19 protein-coding genes are annotated in these 17,338 nt (G+C 58.2%); 8 read left to right on the top strand and 11 right to left on the bottom strand.

All coding sequences use genetic code 11. The features are described 5' to 3' along the window. Positions 1-497: 497 nt before the first annotated feature. The 7 genes from VGR81_04235 to miaB form a co-directional block, all read right to left on the bottom strand. Complete coding sequence (locus tag VGR81_04235; protein HEV2288143.1) at positions 498-1,427, bottom strand: thioredoxin domain-containing protein; 930 nt, start codon at positions 1,425-1,427, stop codon at positions 498-500. Between the two features lie 586 nt (positions 1,428-2,013). Beyond that, positions 2,014-2,520 carry an NADH-quinone oxidoreductase subunit NuoI gene (gene nuoI, locus VGR81_04230; GenBank protein ID HEV2288142.1) on the bottom strand — a complete coding sequence of 169 codons (507 nt, stop codon included), beginning with the start codon at positions 2,518-2,520 and terminating at the stop codon, positions 2,014-2,016. Positions 2,521-2,720: 200 nt separating this feature from the next. After that, positions 2,721-3,740 carry a YpdA family putative bacillithiol disulfide reductase gene (locus tag VGR81_04225; protein ID HEV2288141.1) on the bottom strand — a complete coding sequence of 340 codons (1,020 nt, stop codon included), beginning with the start codon at positions 3,738-3,740 and terminating at the stop codon, positions 2,721-2,723. Between the two features lie 682 nt (positions 3,741-4,422). Then, complete coding sequence (locus VGR81_04220; GenBank protein HEV2288140.1) at positions 4,423-5,277, bottom strand: ParB/RepB/Spo0J family partition protein; 855 nt, start codon at positions 5,275-5,277, stop codon at positions 4,423-4,425. After that, entirely contained in the window at positions 5,231-6,031 is an 801-nt protein-coding gene (locus VGR81_04215; protein ID HEV2288139.1) for a ParA family protein, read from the bottom strand. Before VGR81_04215 ends, VGR81_04220 begins: the two co-directional genes overlap by 47 nt. Positions 6,032-6,218: 187 nt before the next feature. Further along, positions 6,219-6,899, bottom strand: coding sequence for a bifunctional nuclease family protein (locus VGR81_04210; GenBank protein ID HEV2288138.1), 681 nt, complete (start codon positions 6,897-6,899; stop codon positions 6,219-6,221). A gap of 21 nt (positions 6,900-6,920) precedes the next feature. Continuing rightward, the gene (gene miaB, locus VGR81_04205) at positions 6,921-8,318 is read right to left on the bottom strand and encodes a tRNA (N6-isopentenyl adenosine(37)-C2)-methylthiotransferase MiaB (protein ID HEV2288137.1); all 1,398 of its coding nucleotides are present in this window, start codon (positions 8,316-8,318) and stop codon (positions 6,921-6,923) included. A 247-nt stretch (positions 8,319-8,565) separates the two neighbouring features. Here miaB and VGR81_04200 point away from each other — a divergent pair, with 247 nt between their 5' ends. From VGR81_04200 to VGR81_04170, 7 genes are all read left to right on the top strand, one after another. Beyond that, positions 8,566-9,189, top strand: coding sequence for a MotA/TolQ/ExbB proton channel family protein (locus VGR81_04200; protein HEV2288136.1), 624 nt, complete (start codon positions 8,566-8,568; stop codon positions 9,187-9,189). Between the two features lie 36 nt (positions 9,190-9,225). Next, complete coding sequence (locus VGR81_04195) at positions 9,226-9,648, top strand: biopolymer transporter ExbD (protein HEV2288135.1); 423 nt, start codon at positions 9,226-9,228, stop codon at positions 9,646-9,648. Positions 9,649-9,654: 6 nt separating this feature from the next. Then, positions 9,655-10,449 (top strand): energy transducer TonB, encoded by a 795-nt coding sequence (locus VGR81_04190; protein HEV2288134.1) that lies wholly within the window; start codon positions 9,655-9,657, stop codon positions 10,447-10,449. 50 nt (positions 10,450-10,499) lie between these two features. Beyond that, positions 10,500-11,888 carry a hypothetical protein gene (locus VGR81_04185; protein HEV2288133.1) on the top strand — a complete coding sequence of 463 codons (1,389 nt, stop codon included), beginning with the start codon at positions 10,500-10,502 and terminating at the stop codon, positions 11,886-11,888. Between the two features lie 124 nt (positions 11,889-12,012). After that, a complete protein-coding gene (gene pal / locus VGR81_04180; protein ID HEV2288132.1) occupies positions 12,013-12,762 on the top strand; it encodes a peptidoglycan-associated lipoprotein Pal in 750 nt (249 codons plus the stop codon). A 102-nt stretch (positions 12,763-12,864) separates the two neighbouring features. After that, positions 12,865-13,794, top strand: a complete 930-nt coding sequence (gene ybgF / locus VGR81_04175) for a tol-pal system protein YbgF (GenBank protein HEV2288131.1) — start codon at positions 12,865-12,867, stop codon at positions 13,792-13,794. A gap of 79 nt (positions 13,795-13,873) precedes the next feature. Further along, positions 13,874-14,329, top strand: a complete 456-nt coding sequence (locus VGR81_04170; GenBank protein HEV2288130.1) for a single-stranded DNA-binding protein — start codon at positions 13,874-13,876, stop codon at positions 14,327-14,329. Between the two features lie 68 nt (positions 14,330-14,397). On the opposite strand, the gene VGR81_04165 is transcribed toward VGR81_04170, so the two are convergent. The 4 genes from VGR81_04165 to VGR81_04150 are packed head-to-tail and all read right to left on the bottom strand — an operon-like array spanning position 14,398 to position 16,883. Further along, complete coding sequence (locus VGR81_04165; GenBank protein HEV2288129.1) at positions 14,398-15,240, bottom strand: ABC transporter ATP-binding protein; 843 nt, start codon at positions 15,238-15,240, stop codon at positions 14,398-14,400. A 23-nt stretch (positions 15,241-15,263) separates the two neighbouring features. Then, positions 15,264-15,698, bottom strand: a complete 435-nt coding sequence (locus tag VGR81_04160) for a hypothetical protein (protein ID HEV2288128.1) — start codon at positions 15,696-15,698, stop codon at positions 15,264-15,266. Continuing rightward, positions 15,685-16,182 carry a zf-HC2 domain-containing protein gene (locus VGR81_04155; GenBank protein HEV2288127.1) on the bottom strand — a complete coding sequence of 166 codons (498 nt, stop codon included), beginning with the start codon at positions 16,180-16,182 and terminating at the stop codon, positions 15,685-15,687. Before VGR81_04155 ends, VGR81_04160 begins: the two co-directional genes overlap by 14 nt. Before the next feature lie 44 nt (positions 16,183-16,226). Continuing rightward, a complete protein-coding gene (locus VGR81_04150) occupies positions 16,227-16,883 on the bottom strand; it encodes a sigma-70 family RNA polymerase sigma factor (GenBank protein HEV2288126.1) in 657 nt (218 codons plus the stop codon). Between VGR81_04150 and VGR81_04145 the strand changes: the two genes are divergently transcribed. Next, entirely contained in the window at positions 16,882-17,337 is a 456-nt protein-coding gene (locus VGR81_04145; GenBank protein HEV2288125.1) for a helix-turn-helix transcriptional regulator, read from the top strand. The genes VGR81_04150 and VGR81_04145 overlap by 2 nt on opposite strands. Position 17,338 lies beyond the last annotated feature (1 nt).

Raw genomic sequence — 17,338 nt, 5'->3', positions numbered from 1 at the left:
ATGCGAGAAAAAGGCAGGAGTCCGACTTCGGCCATCGCACCTCCTGCTTCGATAGCAAACAACAATGGACCAGCGCCGAATATCTCGAATTTTCATCGCCGTAGCGAGGATGTCAACAGAGCCAGACATGATCTGGTCACGGCGGCGATTGCCGATTCGACGCGGCAACCGATTCCGGCGCGGCTTTCGCGCGGATTGACGAGGGTTTCGGATATTGCGCTACTTTTTTTATGACGCTCATTGGGTTCTGCAAGCACGCGCGCGTTTTTGGGCGTGCCAGAGATGTGCGCCGCGCTCGTTGCGAACGCGCGAAAGCGCTGGCACTTTCGCAGGATCCGCTGCGGGCAGTGGCGAAGTGGACGCTGCAATACGGAAAGTTCTGGGATACCTCCTGCAGTTGGCTTGCTCTTCGATTTCACCGTGTTATGGGAACACACAACTGGTCACAGTTCGGGCGCTTTCTCGAAATGCAGCGGCCGCGTAACGCGAAGCAAAAGTTATTTCCTGGGCTGCGACGGGGGCGGGAGCGAGGCTCCGGATGCAGAGGAAGCCTGGCGAGCGAGTTCAAAACGAATGATGTTTTCGAGGGTTGCCTGATCGCCACCGATGACTGGGCGACCATTTATAAAGAGGGTCGGAGTGCTTTCCACGTCGAGGGACTTCCCTTCCGCAATGTCCGCATCAACGCGCGCTTTGGCTTGCGGAGCGATGATGCATTCGTGGAGCGAGTCGGGAGAAAGGCCGTCGCCAGCCGCAAAGGTGCTGAGATTTTGCCAAACGTTGTCAGGCGTGATCGAATCCTGATTGTCGAAGACATCTCCCTGAAATTTCAGGAAGGCTTGTGTTGAGGTCTGAGCCATGCACTGGGCGGCAAGTGCAGCGGTCATGGCCCAGGGATGGATTTCGACGAGCGGAAAATTTTTAAAGACGAAACGGACCTGGGGAAACTCCGGCTCGACAGATTTTAGGATTGTGTATAGTTCGCGGCAATGCGGGCACTCGAAATCGCTGAAGTCGACGACCGTGACCGAGGCATTCGCCGGGCCGATAGAGGGAGAATCGGGAGTGGTCAGCTTGGCGAGATTGGCCTCGAAGGGATTTGCGTCCAGGTCGCGAATCTCGCCGCGGAACATGTATTTGCCATCCTTAGTGACGTAGACAGTTCCGGTTTCCGTGTGGCCCTGATTCACGACCTGAACGGGGACTTCCAAGAGATCCGGGACTTTTGCGGGGACGGGAGGGCCCAGCTTGACCTGATAATCTGGTCCCCAGGCGAAAAGAACGCGGAGGTAGGATTCGACTTTTTTGAGCAGAGGACTGCTCTCGGCCGCTGGCGTGGTGGCCGGAGCGGGCAGCTGCGCCTGCGCAACTGCGAACAGAGACAGGCATGCGAGTATGGCTGTGAACCGAATGATTCCTTTTAGCATGATTGCAAACCTTTCCTAGAGCCTCGACGTCGAAAACAGAGCATTCGCGCTGAGGTGAATTCCCTACCGTTTTCCCAGACACGAAAGGAAAAGACAGAATACATCGCGGTTGAAGACAGAGACAAGCGGCGAGTGTCGGGCGGGAGGCGAAAATATTCTCGGTGATGGGCGCGAATGGCGGGCGGAGGGAGTTCCCTTCCCTTGTCGAGGAAAAGGGAAGGACAACGGAAAGAGAAAGGCGCAGGAGCACAACGGAAAAGCAGGTCCCTGCCTGCCCGCCACGGCGGGCAGGCGGCAGGCAGGCGGAACGTGAAGCTACAGCAAAGCGGCGTCGAGTTCCGGTTGCGAGCGCAACCGGAATCCGCGAGGCGGACCGCCGCACTCCAAAAAAGCTAGGCGTCCTTCGCGTTCGCTCCCTCGGGTTACCTCAGGGCAAGGGGGATGACAAATGAAAGCTAGGCGCACGAGCGAGCTGAAACGGGCACGGCGGGCAGCGACCTTAGAAAAGCTCTTCCCACCCTTTGCGCCTTTCTCAAGTTATGCCGCAGGAGTCACGCGAGCGCAAAGGATGGGCCACCCCAAAAACCTATGCGCGGGACGGGACGGCGACGTTAGCTGGCGTGCGCGCGGAAGATTTCGCTGGAGGCCAGGATTCGAGGAGCTGCTCTTTGCGATAGACCATGGCGTTGATGTCGTAAGGAGCGAGCTCGAAGCCGTGGCCATGAGTGATGGCGTCGGTGGGACAGGCTTCGACGCAATAACCGCAGAAAATACAGCGAGAGTAATCGATGTTGTAGACCTTGGCGTAACGGTCGGCGTCGGAGATACGATTTTCTGCGGTGTTCTCGGCGGCTTCGATGTAAATGCACTGCGCGGGACACGCGGCGGCGCAGAGGAAACAAGCGACGCATTTTTCGAGGCCGTTTTCGTCGCGCTGAAGAACATGAATGCCGCGATAACGCGGCTGAAAATGCACTGGCTCGGCGGGATAGTTTTCCGTCGTTGGCTTCTTGAACATATTGATGAACGTGACTTTGAAGCCCTTGTAGAGAATCACGAAGGTGCGACCGAATTCTTTGATGACCGATGCCATGAAAATACTTTACAAGAGACAGTGACGAGTGACAAGTGACAAGTGACGAGCAAGGGGAGAAGGCGAGGTGGTCAGTGGTCAGTGGCTAGCGAAGAGCAAAAGGCGAAGACATCGCGCGGATCATTTTGCACAACGAAAAACCGCGTGAAAGGAAGGAGGAAAAAAACGCAAAGACTATTTCCGGGCAAGAAACGCCAGTCTTACTCTCCCGGCGGAGAGACCGGCGCGGGTTCGCGAGGGCCTTCGCGGCCAGCGATGGCGGCGATGATTTGGCGGCCGTGGAAGCGTCCATTTTCGATGAAAATTTCGCCGGTGTGAATGCCGCCGACGACGACGCCGGCGACGTAAATGCCGCGAACGTTGCTTTCGAGAGTCTTCGGATCGCATTCGGGCTTGCGCGTTTTGGCGTCGAGGCGGATGCCGAGGCTTTCGAGGAACGAAAAATCGGGATGATAGCCGGTCATGGCAAAGACGCGGAAGGCGGGGAGTTCGTGCGTCGCGCCGCCATTTTGCACGATGATTTTTCCGGGCTCGATTTTGCAGACGCGCGTATTGAAGAGCGCGCGAATTTCGCCGGCTTTGATGCGATTTTCGATGTCGGGGCGCACCCAGTATTTGAGCGAACGGCCGAGCTCGGCGCCGCGATGAACGAGCGTGACGCGCGCGCCGCCGCGGAAAAGCTCGAGCGCGGTCTCGGCAGCGGAATTTTTCGCGCCGATGACGACGACATCTTCGTTCCAGGAGGGATGCGGATCGGTGAAATAGTGCGAGACGTGCGGGAGATCTTCGCCGGGGACGCCGAGCGCGTTAGGCATATCGTAATAGCCGGTGGCGACGATGATTTTTTTCGCGCGATGATGATGCGCCGCGCCGTTCGCGGCGCGCGATTCGACGACGAAATCGCCGTCACTGCCAGAAACGCGTTCGACTTTTTCGTAGAGGCGCGCGCCGATGGCGTAATGCTCGACGGCGCGGCGATAATATTTCAGCGCTTCGGCGCGCGTGGGCTTGCCGCCGACGGTGGTCATGGGGAGATCGCCGATTTCCATGCGCTCGGGCGTGGTGAAGAAAACCATGTTCGTCGGATAGTGATAGAGCGAGTTGCAGAGGCAGCCCTTGTCGATGACGAGCGGGCGAAGATTGGCGCGCTTGGCTTCGATGGCGCAGGCGAGGCCCGTGGGGCCGGCGCCGATGCAGATGACGTCGTAGCTCGAACTCATCGAGTTAGTGTGCGACGAGCGGCAGAGGAAATTCAACCGTGATTTTTATGTGCGTGGCGCGTCACATTGTGAAGACGACGACTTCGCGCAGATGAAGCGCGCGATAGGAAGATTTTTTCGAAAGCGTCTTTACGTCGCAGCCGAAGCCTGCTTGCCCGCCACGGCGAGGCGCGCGGGCGGGGCAAGCCCCGCCCCTACGAAGGCAGGAACGAATGCGGGCGCGGCAAGCAGCGCCCCTACGAACGGCACACAGGCTGAGACGACAGATAGCGCGACTCGGCGAGGCGCCCGCCCGGGCGGGCAGGCGCGGGCGGAGCAAACCCCGCCCCTACAAAAGCAGGAACGAATGCGGGCGCGGCAAGCAGCGCCCCTACGAAATGCCAACAGGGGCACGATGCAGCGAGTCGCCTGCCCTGGCAGGCGCGGGCGGGTCTGAAGACCCGCCCCTACGAAGACAGGGACGAAAAGCAGTTCCCTGCCTGCGGCAGGCAGGCGCGGGCGCAGCAAGCAGCGCCCCTACGAAGACAACAGCAGGTCCCTCACCTTTATCCCGCAACCACGCGGGCTAGGTTCGGGATGACAAACAACATGCGAGGCAGCGGCCCAGTGAATGCAATCGGCCCTACGAAAAACACGCGGCGGGCCGGGGCTGAAGCCCGGCCCTACGGGATGAATTTCGAGGTTAGGCGGCGGAGGAGGCGGACATGGCGTTGCGCTCGAGCTCGATCAACACCTCGCGCAGCGCGCGGGCGATATCGTCGCGGGAAATCTGGCTGCGGCGAAATTGAAGGCGAAGATGATAGGCCGCGTCGGGCGCGTGATAGTCGAAGACGTACGGACGCGGGCGCGATTCGGTTTCGTTTTCGTCTTTGCGGACGCGGCGCGCTTCATCGCGCGTCAAGCCGCTCTGCGCGATGTGCATGACCATGTCGTGCATCTTCTTTTCGCCGGGCTGGCGAGCGACCTGAAGAAGAAGCGATTTGGAGACAACTCCCTTCTCGACGCAGAGCTTGCGGATAGAGCTGGGGATGACGCGGAGAGAGAGCGTCTCGGTGACCGATGAGCGCGCGCGGCCGATTTTTTTGGCGATGTCGTCGTGGGTGTAATCGAACTGGTCGGCGAGACGCTGCAAACCGTCGGCTTCCTCGAAGGCAGTCAAATCCTTGCGCTGAATATTTTCGATGAGCGCGAGTTCAAGAGTTTCGGCGTCGTCGGCGATTTTTTCGATGCAAGGGACTTCGCGAAGACCCGCGGCGCGCGAGGCATGGTAGCGGCGCTCGCCGGAGATGATGTAGTAAGCGTCTTCGTGAGGAATGTAACGGACGAGGAGGGGCTCGAGAACGCCCTTCTCGCGGACGGACTGGATCAGCTCGGTGAGGTCGCCGATGGCTTTGCGGGGCTGATCGGGATTGGGATGAACCTTGTCAATCGGGATCATCCGGCCAATCGAGGCGCCGCTGAAGCTCGTGAGTGTTTCTACATAATGCGCGTCATGCCGCATCTTGAGTGTGACGGGCAGACCGATCCGCTTCGACACGTTGGATGACCTCCTGAGATAGCTTCTTATATTCATCGGCACCAGGGGATTTGGGCGCGTAGCTGAAAATCGTTTCCTTATAGGCCGGGCTTTCCTCGAGACGGACATTCTTGCTGATGCGCGTCTTGAAAAGAGCTTCGCCAAACACGGCGCGAATCTGCTCGTGCGTGTCGCGGGAAATATTGGTGCGGCGATCGAAAAGCGTGATGACCACGCCGAGGACCTTCAAATCCGGATTCGGACGCGAGCGAATGCGCGCATAGGTTTCGAGAAGATCGTCCGTGCCTTCGATGGCGAAATAAGCGGCTTGAATCGGAACGATCAGATGCGTGGCGGCAACGAGCGCGTTGACAGTGAGAATGCCGAGCGCGGGCGGCGTATCGAGAACGACGTAATCGTAATTCTTGAGGAGAGGAGCGAGCGCGTCCTTTAGTTTGTAGGGTGCGTCGAAGGCACCGGCGAGCTGCTGCTCGAGGCGAGCAAGGGAGAGCTTGGCCGGGGCGAGAAACAGGTTCGGATCTTTCGTCGGCTTGATGACTTTGTTCAAGTCCGGAGACGGACTGGTGAAAACGTCGAACATGGAGATTTGCACGTCGCTGGCATCGACGAAAGCGATGGTGGCGTTGGATTGCGGGTCGAGATCGATGAGGAGAGTTTTCTTTTTGCGAAGGGCCAGCGCGGCTGCGAGATTAATTGCGGTCGTGGTCTTGCCAACGCCGCCCTTTTGATTTGTGATCGCCAGAATGCTCGTCAAAAGCGGGCCACTCCCTCGGGCAACGACATGCCAACATATAGGCTGGCTGAACCGAAGCCCCACAATAAGTAGGCCAACTCTACCCAGAGTGGCCTATGAACTGCAAGCAAAAAATCCAGAAAACAGAAAATTTCCGGGTTCGTGATATGGCGCGAAGCGGCGAAGGGGGTGACCGCAGGGCGGACGGCTACATTTTATAGCGACCGAGATCCTCGTCATTCAAATTTTCGAGCCATTTGCGCAACTCTTCATTCGAGGATTTTTCGGTGGTGGCGCTGGAAATTTTGGACGTTTTGAAGACTTCCTCCTCGACATAAATCGGGCAATCGAGGCGAAGCGCGAGAGCAAGTGCATCACTGGGACGCGAATCCATGGAGATGATGCGGCCGTCGCGCTCCATCCAGATGACAGCGTAAAAGGTGTCTTCTTTCAGGTCACTGACGACGACTTTTTGAACCTGAACGTTGAGACCGAGGAGAAGGTTCTTGAGGAGATCGTGGGTCATGGGACGAGGGGTCTGGACTTTTTCGATTTCGAGAGCGATGGCGTTGGCTTCGTAGATGCCGACCCAGATGGGAAGGGTGCCGCTGCCCTGAACGGCCTTGAGGACAACGACGGGCATATTGGAAACCGGGTCCATCATCAGACCGCGGATTTTGACTTCGCGTTCCGTTTCGCGCTTCCCTACCTCGACAGCTTTGCGCGATCCTTCCTGGCCTTGCCCCCAGCGCGTTTTTTCAGTCAATCGCTCACGGAGCAGCTTTTCGGTCAATTGATCCTGCACCTCTCCAGCCGACAAATCGCGCTTCTTGCGCTCTTCTTCGGCTTTGCGCTGCTCTTCCAGTTTGCGCTCTTCGTTGCGATCCATGGGGCCCCCTTGCAAACCGGATCAGGCGAGGTGCTCGCCGACGAGGCTGTTCGGCCCGGCTCCGGCGATCTTGACTTGACAATATTGTCCCAGAAGATTTTGTTCCAGCGAAGCGAAATTTACGATGCGATTGCTTGTGGTGCGGCCCGCCCACTGATTGCGCGCGGCGTGGCGACCATCAACGAGGACTTCGAATTCCGCGCCGACGAGCGATTGATTGCAGGCGACTTGAATTTCGCGCTGGCGTGACTGAAGGATGGCAAGGCGGCGGCTCTTCTCTTCCTCGGGGATGGCGCCGGGCATGTCTTTCGCAGAAGTGTTGGGGCGAGGCGAATACTTGAAGGCGAAAACGCCGTCGAATTGAACGGCTTCGAGAAGCGACATGGTCTCCGCGAACTCGGCTTCGGTCTCGCCGGGGAAACCGACGATGATGTCCGTGGTGATGCTGATCGGGCGGCGCGCGGAGCGAATCCAGGCGATTTTCGAGAGATATTCGTCGCGCGAATACGTGCGGAGCATTTGTTTCAAGACGCGATCGGAACCGGATTGCACGGGCAAATGAATGTGCTCGCAGAGCGTCGGAGTGGAGTCGATGGCGCGGACGATTTCGCGAGTAAAGTCATTGGGATGCGAAGTGGTGAAGCGCACGCGTCGCATGCCGGGAATTTCGGCGACGGCGAGGAGGAGATCAACGAAGGACATCCCGCGCGGAGAAGGATCGCGATAGGAATTGACCGTCTGGCCGAGGAGCTGGACTTCGGTGTAGCCGGAATCGACGAGGCGGCGAACTTCATCGAGTATTGCGGCGCTGGTGCGACTGCGCTGCGGGCCGCGCGTGTGCGGAACGACGCAATAGGAGCAGGCGTAGTCGCAGCCTTCGATGATGGTCAAGTAGGCGCGAATGGGATTGTCGCGGCGCGTGACTTCCGTTTCGAAGGTCTCGTCGGTATCAAGATCGAGGCCGGTGACGCGCGATTGGCCGGCTTCGAGGTTGTCGAGCAACTCGGGGAGCTTGCGATAACTCGCGGAGCCGCAGACCATGCGAACCCAGGGAGCGCGCTTGAAGATGCCCTCCCCTTCCTGTTGAGCGACACAGCCCAAAACGCCGATGATCTTGTTTTCGCCGCGCACATCGCGAAAATCGCCAAGACGCGTGAAGACTTTCTGCGCGGCTTTTTCGCGGATGCTGCAGGTGTTAAAGAAGACGAAATCGGCGTCAACGGCAGAATCCACCTGGCGATAGCCGCGGGCGAGGAGAACGCCGGCGACTTTTTCGGAATCGTGAGCATTCATCTGGCAGCCGAAGGTTTCGATGTAAAAGGAGCGATCGGAGCCCGCGCCACGAACATTCGGTGCGCAAGCCTCCAGTTGTCCTTTGGGCAAGAGCGAGGCGATGGGGATATCAATGTGGCCAGACATAGGCTAAAGATGCAGTGTAGCACAGGGCACGCAAGGGCGCAGTCACGGAAGGAGACCAAACCAATGTGTCGTTTCCGGCATCAGAAAGTATCGGATTACGATGGATTAATTTGACCCTTCCAAGTGCCTATGCTACGGTAAATTTTGGGGTCGAGGAAACTTCCTCGGAGGGGTCACAATCATTTCGCACGTTGCGCTGGTGATTTTCGCAGGACGGCTCGGCACGATCTTTTTGCAGACAGGCTGGGTGGCAAAAGCGGTACTTTTGATTTTGCTTTTCCTTTCTGTTTTTTCATGGGCCATCATTATCCAAAAGAAACGACTGTTTGGAACGATCGAGCCGCGCACGCGGAGGTTTATGCAGCTTTTCCGCACGGGGCGCGGACTGCCGGATCCGAACGCGCTACGGGCGGGATCGAGCGGATCGCCGCTGGTGAATGTCTACGACGCAGGATACCGGGAACTCGAAGGACAACTGGCGGGCGGAAATCCGCACCCGGGAAAATTGAAGAATCCGCGAGCGGTACTGGTGGAGATGCAGGTCGCCTCGGCAGAGGAAGTGCGGAGCATGGAGCGAATGATGCCGTGGCTGGCGACGATTGGGTCGATTTCGACGTTCATCGGGCTCTTCGGGACAGTCTGGGGCGTGATGGACGCGTTTGCGGGATTGGGCGAGGCGGGCGAATCGAGCCTGCGCGCCGTGGCGCCGGGAATCGCAGACGCGCTGATCACGACGGCGGCAGGACTGTTCACGGCAATTCCGGCGGTGATTGCGTACAACATTTATTTGTACCGCATTCGCGACTTCGCGCTGCGGATGGACAATTTCGCGACAGAGTTTGTAAGCAAAATCGAGACGCTCTATAGCTAATTTTTCGCGGGCAGACCGCTGCGATAACGGAAACGAATGGCAGAGATACAAAAACAGCCGGGAACGACGCTATCGGACATCAACATCGTCCCGTTCGTGGATGTGATGCTGGTGCTGCTGGTGATCTTCATGATTACGGCGCCGATTTTGGAATCGGGGATTCAGGTTGACCTGCCGAAGACCAAGACGGTGAAGGAGATCTCGCAGGCGCGGATCGTCGTCACGATTGACCGGGCGCAGCAGCTTTTTCTGGGGAAAGACCCGGTGAATATTCACGAAATCGGGAAGAAGGTTCTGGCTCAGGACAAGGACATTGCGCACACGCCGGTTTACGTGCGGTGCGACCAAACGGTGCCGTTCGGCACCTGGGCGATGGTCGTCGATACGCTGAGGCAATCGGGAATCAACAACATCAGCGTGGTGACCAAACCACTGAACGGAGAACCGCGCTCGCAATAAGATAAGATGGAACTCAGCCTGCCTCACGAAACCGCGCGAACACTCAAAGGCCCTCTGGGCTATTCGGCGGCGTTTCACCTGATTCTTGGAGGAATCATCATTTTCGGGGGAATTTTTGCGCCGCACGGGGAGGAATGGGGCGGAGCGGGCGGACAAGGGACCGTGAACATAAATTTGGTTGGAAGCGTTCCGGCGCTTCCCATGCCGAAGCCCGACGTGGAGACGACGAACCGGACGGTGGACACGACGAAGGGACTTTATCAAGCAGAACCGCACCCCGTGAAGCCGCCGGACAACTCGAATGCGATTTTTCTGCCGAAGTTCGACCGCGAAAAGAAACCCGAGTACATCACGAAACTGGCGAAGCCACTGCCAAATCCTGTGACGCCGCCACCGAACGCGATTCCCTACGGCAATGGAGGCGCGCCGCAAATTCCGACTTCGACGTTCCGCGTGACACAGGACACGAAAGGCGGGATGGGCGTGGCGGGAACGTCGGGCGGGAGCTTCGGTTCGCAATTTCCGTGGTATGTGGAAGCGATTCAGCGGCGAATCAGCGGCAACTGGATCGAGTCATCAATCGATCCCACGATTTCGTTTGCGCCGCGATGCACCGTGTCGTTTGAAATTCTGCGCAACGGATCCATTGCAAATATTCAAATCACGCAGTCGAGCGGGAACCAATCCGTGGATATGTCGGCGATTCGCGCGGTGCAAAGCTCGAACCCGCTGGATCAGCTGCCGGCGGCGTACACGGGGACATACGTGGATGTTGAATTCTGGTTCGAGTTTCACCGGTAATGAGGAGCGGATTTGCACGAACCACGGAATGGGAAACTGAGGGACGAGGAATGAGGCAGTATCTTAGGCGCATTTTGTGCGTCATTGGCTGCGCGGCCGGCATCGCTGCATTTGTTTTCGGCGCGGCGACAAACACGATGGCGCAAGGACGAATCGAAACGGGGATTTTGAGCGGAGTGCAGAAAGTGAATCTGGCGGTGCCGCAATTCGCTTCGCGGGATGCGCAGTCGTCGCCGCTACAACTGGTGTTTCACCAAGTGGTGATGGATGATTTGAATTATTCGGGGATCGTGGACGTGGTGAGCACGAGCTTTTATCCACTGGACGATCCCAGCATGCCATCGGAGCTGAAGCCGCAGGAATGGGCAGCGGCACCGTGCAATGCACTGGACATTGCATTTGGAAACCTAACGACGACGGGCGCTTCCCTTTCGGTCGCCGGTTACCTTTACGATGTGCGGCAGACGCCGGCGGCGTCGATTTTAGAGAAAATCTATACGGGCAATGCGACGGAAGACGGCGCGCGGCAACTGGCGCACGAATTCGCCGACGATATTATTTCGCGACTGAGCGGCGGCGTACCGGGAATCGCACAGACGAAGATCGCGTATGTGAGCAACCGCACAGGACACAAGGAAATCTGGGAAATGGATTACGACGGCGCGAATCAGCACGAACTGACGCATCTAGGGACAACGTCGCTGACGCCGCGATGGTCGCCGGACGATTCGCGGATCGCGTTCACGTGCTTCGAGACATACCGGCGCGTGGTTTCGGCGCAGATCTGCATGTATTCGACGCTGACGAACCGGCTGATGTATTTTCCGCACTATCCGGGGACGAATTCGTCGCCTTCATTTTCACCCGATGGAACGAAGATTGCGTTCATGGCGAGCTATCAAGGCGATCCGGAAGTTTACCTTGCGGATGTGAACGGCGGACACATGCACCGGCTGACGTATTCGCTGGGCGTGAGCACTTCGCCCACGTGGAACCCGAAAACGGGACAACAGATTATTTTCGTGAGCGACCGCGCAGGATTGCCGGACCTTTATGAAATGAGCGCGGACGGATCAAATGTGCAGAAGATTCCGCTCTCGGCGGCGACGGGCGTCGCAGCGGCGGATTTGCCGGCGACGGGATACGTGATTGATCCGGCGTGGTCGCCGAACGGGCAACTGCTGGCCTTCAGCTGGCGGCGGCCCGCGGGAAACTACGACATTTACATTTTGGATCTGGCGAGCCACCAGCTCGCGGAGCTGACTCGCGATTCGGGACAAAACGAGCGGCCGAGCTGGGCTCCGGATGGCCGCCATATCGCATTCGAGTCCACCCGAAGCGGCTCGCTGCAAATTTGGACGATGCTAGCCGACGGGAGTGAAGCGCGTGAATTGACTGTTTCGGGGAGGAATGAATCTCCGAATTGGTCGCCCAAGTAGTCGCAGTTGGGATCGCGTTTTTGGCAGTTGACCCAGGGGTAGTTGTCTTACTGAAGGATCTGTATATTAATCTCGGCCCTGTTCTGTACGCTCGCGCAGCCCAGGGCGCGAAGGAGGCTTTTCGATGCAGAGCAGCAGCATACGTAGATTTCTCGTGTTATTCAGCGCGTTTTCATTTCTCATTTTCGCAGGAGCTTGCAAGAAGAAGACGGCGCCCGCGCCGCCACCGCCAGCTCCAGCACCTGCACCGGCACAACCGACGGTGACGCTAACAGCGTCGGCGACGGCGATCCAGAACGGCCAGAGCACAACGCTGAGCTGGACTTCGACGAACGCAACGAGCCTGGATTTGGAGCCGGGAGTCGGGCAAGTTGCACCTCAGGGGTCGACGAACGTCAGCCCGACGGCTACAGCAACGTATACGATTACAGCAACCGGACCGGGAGGGTCGGCGACAGCAAATGTGCAAATCACCGTCTCCGCACCACCGCCTCCGCCAGCGCAACCACCGGCGGCACCGGACATAAACGCCTTGTTTAACCAGAACGTGACGGATGCGTTCTTCGACTACGACAAGTCCGACATTCGCCCGGATACGCGCGACGCGCTGCAGAAGGACGCAGAATTCCTGCGCTCCTATCCGCAGGTCAATGTGACCGTAGAGGGCCACTGCGACGAACGCGGGTCGGAGGAATACAACCTCGGGCTCGGACAGCGCCGAGCCGATGCGGTGAAACAGTATCTGGTTTCGCTGGGAATCTCAGCGGACCGCGTCAAGACGATGAGCTGGGGCAAAGAGCACCCGTTCTGCACCGATCACAATGAAACCTGCTGGCAGCAGAACCGGCGCGGCCACTTTGTCATGAATCAATAACTGGAGTAAGCTGAAATCGGCCGGAGGCGCTGCGGCGGGCAACTGTCGCAGCGCCTCGGCGCATTCGGCGGATGAATTTTCGTTGCACTAAAGGAGGGTTTTATGCGTGCGCGAACGATCCTGGCATCTTTCGGGCTTTTGCTGGCCGGCGCTATCGCCGGAACGATGCTGGCGCCACCGGCAGCCGACGCGGTGTCGCGTGAGATCATCGAAATCCAGCAGAGCGTAAATCAAATCCTGCAGAACCAGCAGGACCTTCGCGCGGATGTGGACACGAAGTTCGCGTCCATGCAAACGCTGGTGCAGCAGTCGGTCAATTCAGCCGGGCATTTGAACCAGACCGTGGGGGCGCTCGAAAAAACGATTCAGGACGCACAGGCGAACAGCGGAGCGAACAACAGTACGGTCGCGCAGCAAGTGCAGGGCGTCTCAGACAACATGCAGGACCTGCAAGCGCGGGTGGCGAAGCTGGCGCAGCAAATGTCGGATATGCAGAATATCCTGCAACAGATTAATGCCAAGGTGTCCACGCCGCCGCCGGCACCGGTCAATCCGACTCCCGACGCAACGCAAGGAGGCGCGCCCGGAGCGACGCCGGACACAACCGCAGCGCAGCCTGCGGCGAACGGGCCCACGAGCCTGCGACCGATCTCCGGAAATACGCTCTACTCCAACGGGATCAGCGACTTGAACAGCGGGCATTACGACCTCTCACGCCAGGAGTTCCGCGACTACCTGGAGAATTTTCCCGATGGTTCGTACGCGGCGAACGCGCAGTTTTATCTGGGAGAGATAGCGTATGCGCAGGGCGAATACAGCTCTGCGATTGACGACTATGACCGCGTGATCGTGCATTATCCGAAGAGCAATAAAGTGGCCCCGGCGATGCTGGAAAAAGGCCGGGCGCTGGTGCAAACACACAAGAATGCGAGCGCGGAGCGCGAGTTTCGCGAGCTGATCCGCAGATTTCCAGGGTCCGCAGAAGCCAAGAAGGCGGCGACCGAAATGCGGGCGCTGGGCCCTTCGCGCTAGTTTTATACGAACTCAATCGGCGGCAATCGGCGGCCGGTTCAGGTATACTTCCGCTTTACTTTCAAGCGCGGGGGTGCGCATGTCGGTTAACAAAGTGATTCTCGTGGGACGGCTGGGACGCGATCCGGAGACGCGGTACACGGGGAGCGGACAGGCGGTGGCGAACTTTTCCGTGGCCACGGACGAGACCTACAAAGACCGCAGCGGCGAACGGCAGAAGCGCACGGAATGGCACAAGATCGTCGTGTGGGGCAAACAGGCGGAGATTGCGCAGCAGTATTTGAAGAAAGGCTCGCTGGTTTATATCGAAGGACGCATCCAATCGCGCGAGTGGCAGGACAAGCAAGGCGAAAAGCGCACGAGTTTTGAGATTGTTGCCTCGAATTTCCGGATGCTGGGAGGCCGAGCGGAAGGCGCGGCGGCGGGCATGGGCGCGGGAGCGGGAACTTCGCATAGCGCCGAGCACGAACCGATGGCCGTGGATGACCCTTCCGGCCCGGAGACGCAGATTTCGGATGAGGACATACCCTTCTAAGAACCGCTGTTGAAGCAATTCGATGAATCGAGCAGCGTTTACAGTTTGCCTGAGCGGAGTTCCCTGCCTTACTGAACCGGCCCTTGCGGTTCCTTTTCGTTCGCGGAATCGTCCGAAGCATCGTCGGGAGATTTCAGCGTAGGAAGAACGTCGCGAGCGATCAAACGGCGCTGAATCGTGCGATCATGACGCATCTTGCCGTCACGAAATTCCAGAGCGCGCTGCGCGTAGTCGGCGATATCGGATTCGTGAGTGACGAGAACGACGGTCAGACCCTCGTCTTCATTCAAACGTTGGAGAATGTCCATGATCTCGACGCTGGTGCGGCTATCGAGATTGCCGGTAGGCTCATCGGCGAGCAAGATTGCCGGATGATTCACGAGTGCACGCGCGATGGCCACGCGCTGCTGCTGGCCTCCGGAAAGCTGCGAAGGATGATGCATGGCGCGTTCGCCCAAGCCGACGCGCTCGAGCGATTGGCGGGCGCGCTCGACACGCTCGGCCTGAGGAATTCCGGCGTAGAGCGTGGGGAGCTCGACATTTTCGAGCGCCGTGGTGCGCGAGAGGAGATTGAATTGCTGGAAGACGAAGCCGATTTTGCGATTGCGGATGTGAGCCAGCTCAGTCTTCGAGAGCTGGGAAACATCGGTGCCGTCGAGCAAATAGCGGCCCTTGGTAGGGCGATCGAGGCAACCGAGAATATTCATGAGCGTGGATTTTCCCGAGCCGGACGCACCCATGATGGCGACAAATTCGCCGCGGCGGATTTCGAGGGTAACACCACGAAGCGCGTGGACCTGGATTTCGCCGAGGTCGTAGGTCTTGTGCACGTTTTCGAGCGTGATGACGGCATCCGCTGCGGCGGGCCGGACGATTTCAGATCTTCCTGGAATTGCTGCCTCGTAAGCCATGGTTTGGTGTTTGCCGGTCGCGATTAATGCGACTGCTGCTTCTGCCTTTCTTCATCCAGATGTTTGAGGAATGCCTCGAACTTCACTTTTTGGTCCTGGGTTAGAATCGCGCGAATGCTATCGCGGCCCTGCTGGCGCACCTGAGCATACTTTGGATCCCATTCGGCTTTGCGTTCCTTGTCGAGGGCCGCGTATTGTGGCCCCCATTCCGCATGGCGTTGAACATCCAAGGCATGAAACTTGGCACGATCATCGTTGAGAATTGCATCAACTTGCTTTGCTTGATCGGGCGACAACTGCAACTCATCCTTCAACTGCTTGACGACGCTAGGACGCTGCTGGCTGGCGCTGACGTGTGCATCCCAGACGTGAACTGCAACAGCACCGAGAGCAATCCCCAGCGCGAAGACGACAACAACAAGGCCCATGGCCTTCCAAGAAATTCTACTGTTGCTCATGGTGCCTTTCTGCAATCGCCAGCAAAACCTCGTCGCTATTCGAAGGCGAGCCGTAAGCTGGCGTTACGAATGTATCCGCCTGCTGTACCAAAACGGCTGAAGCCGGCGGGACTACCTCTGGATTGCTGGCCCTGATTTCATAGGCGAACAAGAAAACCAGAACGAGCGCGGCGGAAAACGCAAGACGCCAGGCCAGCGCTTCGAGCGGACGCCAGAAATTCTTCTGCTGCTGGAGCCAAAGCTCCGCAGTGCTGACGCGAGCCATCACCAGGCGCGTAAACCCGGGGCCGGGCTCTTCGGCGCGATCAAAAAGACCAACGAGCCGCGAAGCCAGGCGCGCCTCTTCGAGGGCCTGACGGCAATCCGTGCAGGCATTGAGGTGCGACGCCAGCCGCTCGGCATCGTGACGCGGCAGATCGCCGCTCAAATAATCTTCCAAAAAAGCTTCGAACTTTTCACAACCATTCATATTTTGTTCGGACATGGTCACCTCTCCGAACCACCTTGAATAACTTGCTCTTCCTTCACTTATTTTTCCTTGCGTCCATGGCCCACGCGCCGGCGGTAATTTTTTGCCAAGCGGCGCCGGGCGCGAAACAAACGAACCTTTACGGTGTTTACATTCAAACCCAGCATCCCGCCAATTTCCTCGACGGCGAAACCCTGAGCCTCCTTCAAAACCAGCATCGTGCGATCTTCGTCCGTGAGATCACTGAGCAAGCGATCGACGATTTCCCTCAATTCGGCGCGTTCGCCGGGATTGCCGGCGTCGGCACCGCTGCTGACGAACTGCTCCACATGGCGGACCTGGTCTTCGCTCAGGTCGGCTTCGTAACTGAGCGGCCGGACTTTCTTTTTCCGCAGATAGTCCCAGCACTCATTTACGGTAATCTTGTACAGCCACGTCGAAAAGGCCGAGCGCAAGTCAAAGCGCTGAATCGAGACATAGGCCTTTAGAAACACCTGCTGGGCAACGTCCTCGATATCCTCGCGGCGGCGGAGAATGCCGCTGACCACGGCAATTACGCGCTGCTGATGCCGCCGAACCAGCTCCTCAAAGGCCGTAGACACGCCTTTTTGGGCCTGGCGGACCAGGTCACGGTCATCGGTCTTCGCAGCCCGAGACCGGGCATTCAGAGCAACGGCGGTTGCGCTAGCAGCCACGTCTTTTGGGACGTTATCCATGCCGTTCCGGTTACATCCTGCCTTTATGGGTTTCCATCAGTTATCGCTTGCAGGGGCCAGTGTTTCATGTGACAATCCATTCATGATAATTGGAGATCGTTTACGTTTGTTGCGGGAGACCAAAAAGCTCTCGCAGGGTGACATCGAAAAGCGCACTGGACTTCTCCGCTGTTACATTTCGCGGGTCGAGAACGGACATACCGTTCCGGCCATCGAAACACTAGAAAAGCTGGCACGAGCCATGGAAGTGCCGCTCTACCAGCTATTCTACGACGGCGAGGAGCCACCTGAGCTGCCAAATCTTCCGAAACGGAAGTCGTCAGATGATATCGCGTGGGGGAGCACTGGAAAAGACGCGCGAGTTCTCGGACGGTTTCGCCGGCTGCTTGGGCGCGTGGATGAAGCCGACCGCCGCCTTCTACTCTACATGGCCCAGAAAATGGCCACGCGGTAGA

This window comes from Candidatus Acidiferrales bacterium (assembly GCA_035934015.1).
Lineage (GTDB): Bacteria > Acidobacteriota > Terriglobia > Acidiferrales > UBA7541 > DAHUXN01.
The sequence above is the reverse complement of the archived record's forward strand: the minus strand, read 5'-3'. Positions and strand labels throughout refer to the sequence as shown.

Bases quoted from the DNA above. Each gene is read 5' to 3' on its own strand.
- VGR81_04235 (HEV2288143.1), bottom strand. From the start codon at position 1,427: ATGCTAAAAGGAATCATTCGGTTCACAGCCATACTCGCATGCCTGTCT.
- nuoI (HEV2288142.1), bottom strand. From the start codon at position 2,520: ATGGCATCGGTCATCAAAGAATTCGGTCGCACCTTCGTGATTCTCTAC.
- VGR81_04225 (HEV2288141.1), bottom strand. From the start codon at position 3,740: ATGAGTTCGAGCTACGACGTCATCTGCATCGGCGCCGGCCCCACGGGC.
- VGR81_04210 (HEV2288138.1), bottom strand. From the start codon at position 6,899: ATGGATCGCAACGAAGAGCGCAAACTGGAAGAGCAGCGCAAAGCCGAA.
- miaB (HEV2288137.1), bottom strand. From the start codon at position 8,318: ATGTCTGGCCACATTGATATCCCCATCGCCTCGCTCTTGCCCAAAGGA.
- VGR81_04195 (HEV2288135.1), top strand. From the start codon at position 9,226: ATGGCAGAGATACAAAAACAGCCGGGAACGACGCTATCGGACATCAAC.
- VGR81_04190 (HEV2288134.1), top strand. From the start codon at position 9,655: ATGGAACTCAGCCTGCCTCACGAAACCGCGCGAACACTCAAAGGCCCT.
- VGR81_04185 (HEV2288133.1), top strand. From the start codon at position 10,500: ATGAGGCAGTATCTTAGGCGCATTTTGTGCGTCATTGGCTGCGCGGCC.
- pal (HEV2288132.1), top strand. From the start codon at position 12,013: ATGCAGAGCAGCAGCATACGTAGATTTCTCGTGTTATTCAGCGCGTTT.
- ybgF (HEV2288131.1), top strand. From the start codon at position 12,865: ATGCGTGCGCGAACGATCCTGGCATCTTTCGGGCTTTTGCTGGCCGGC.
- VGR81_04170 (HEV2288130.1), top strand. From the start codon at position 13,874: ATGTCGGTTAACAAAGTGATTCTCGTGGGACGGCTGGGACGCGATCCG.
- VGR81_04165 (HEV2288129.1), bottom strand. From the start codon at position 15,240: ATGGCTTACGAGGCAGCAATTCCAGGAAGATCTGAAATCGTCCGGCCC.
- VGR81_04160 (HEV2288128.1), bottom strand. From the start codon at position 15,698: ATGAGCAACAGTAGAATTTCTTGGAAGGCCATGGGCCTTGTTGTTGTC.
- VGR81_04155 (HEV2288127.1), bottom strand. From the start codon at position 16,182: ATGTCCGAACAAAATATGAATGGTTGTGAAAAGTTCGAAGCTTTTTTG.
- VGR81_04145 (HEV2288125.1), top strand. From the start codon at position 16,882: ATGCCGTTCCGGTTACATCCTGCCTTTATGGGTTTCCATCAGTTATCG.
- VGR81_04150 (HEV2288126.1), bottom strand. From the start codon at position 16,883: ATGGATAACGTCCCAAAAGACGTGGCTGCTAGCGCAACCGCCGTTGCT.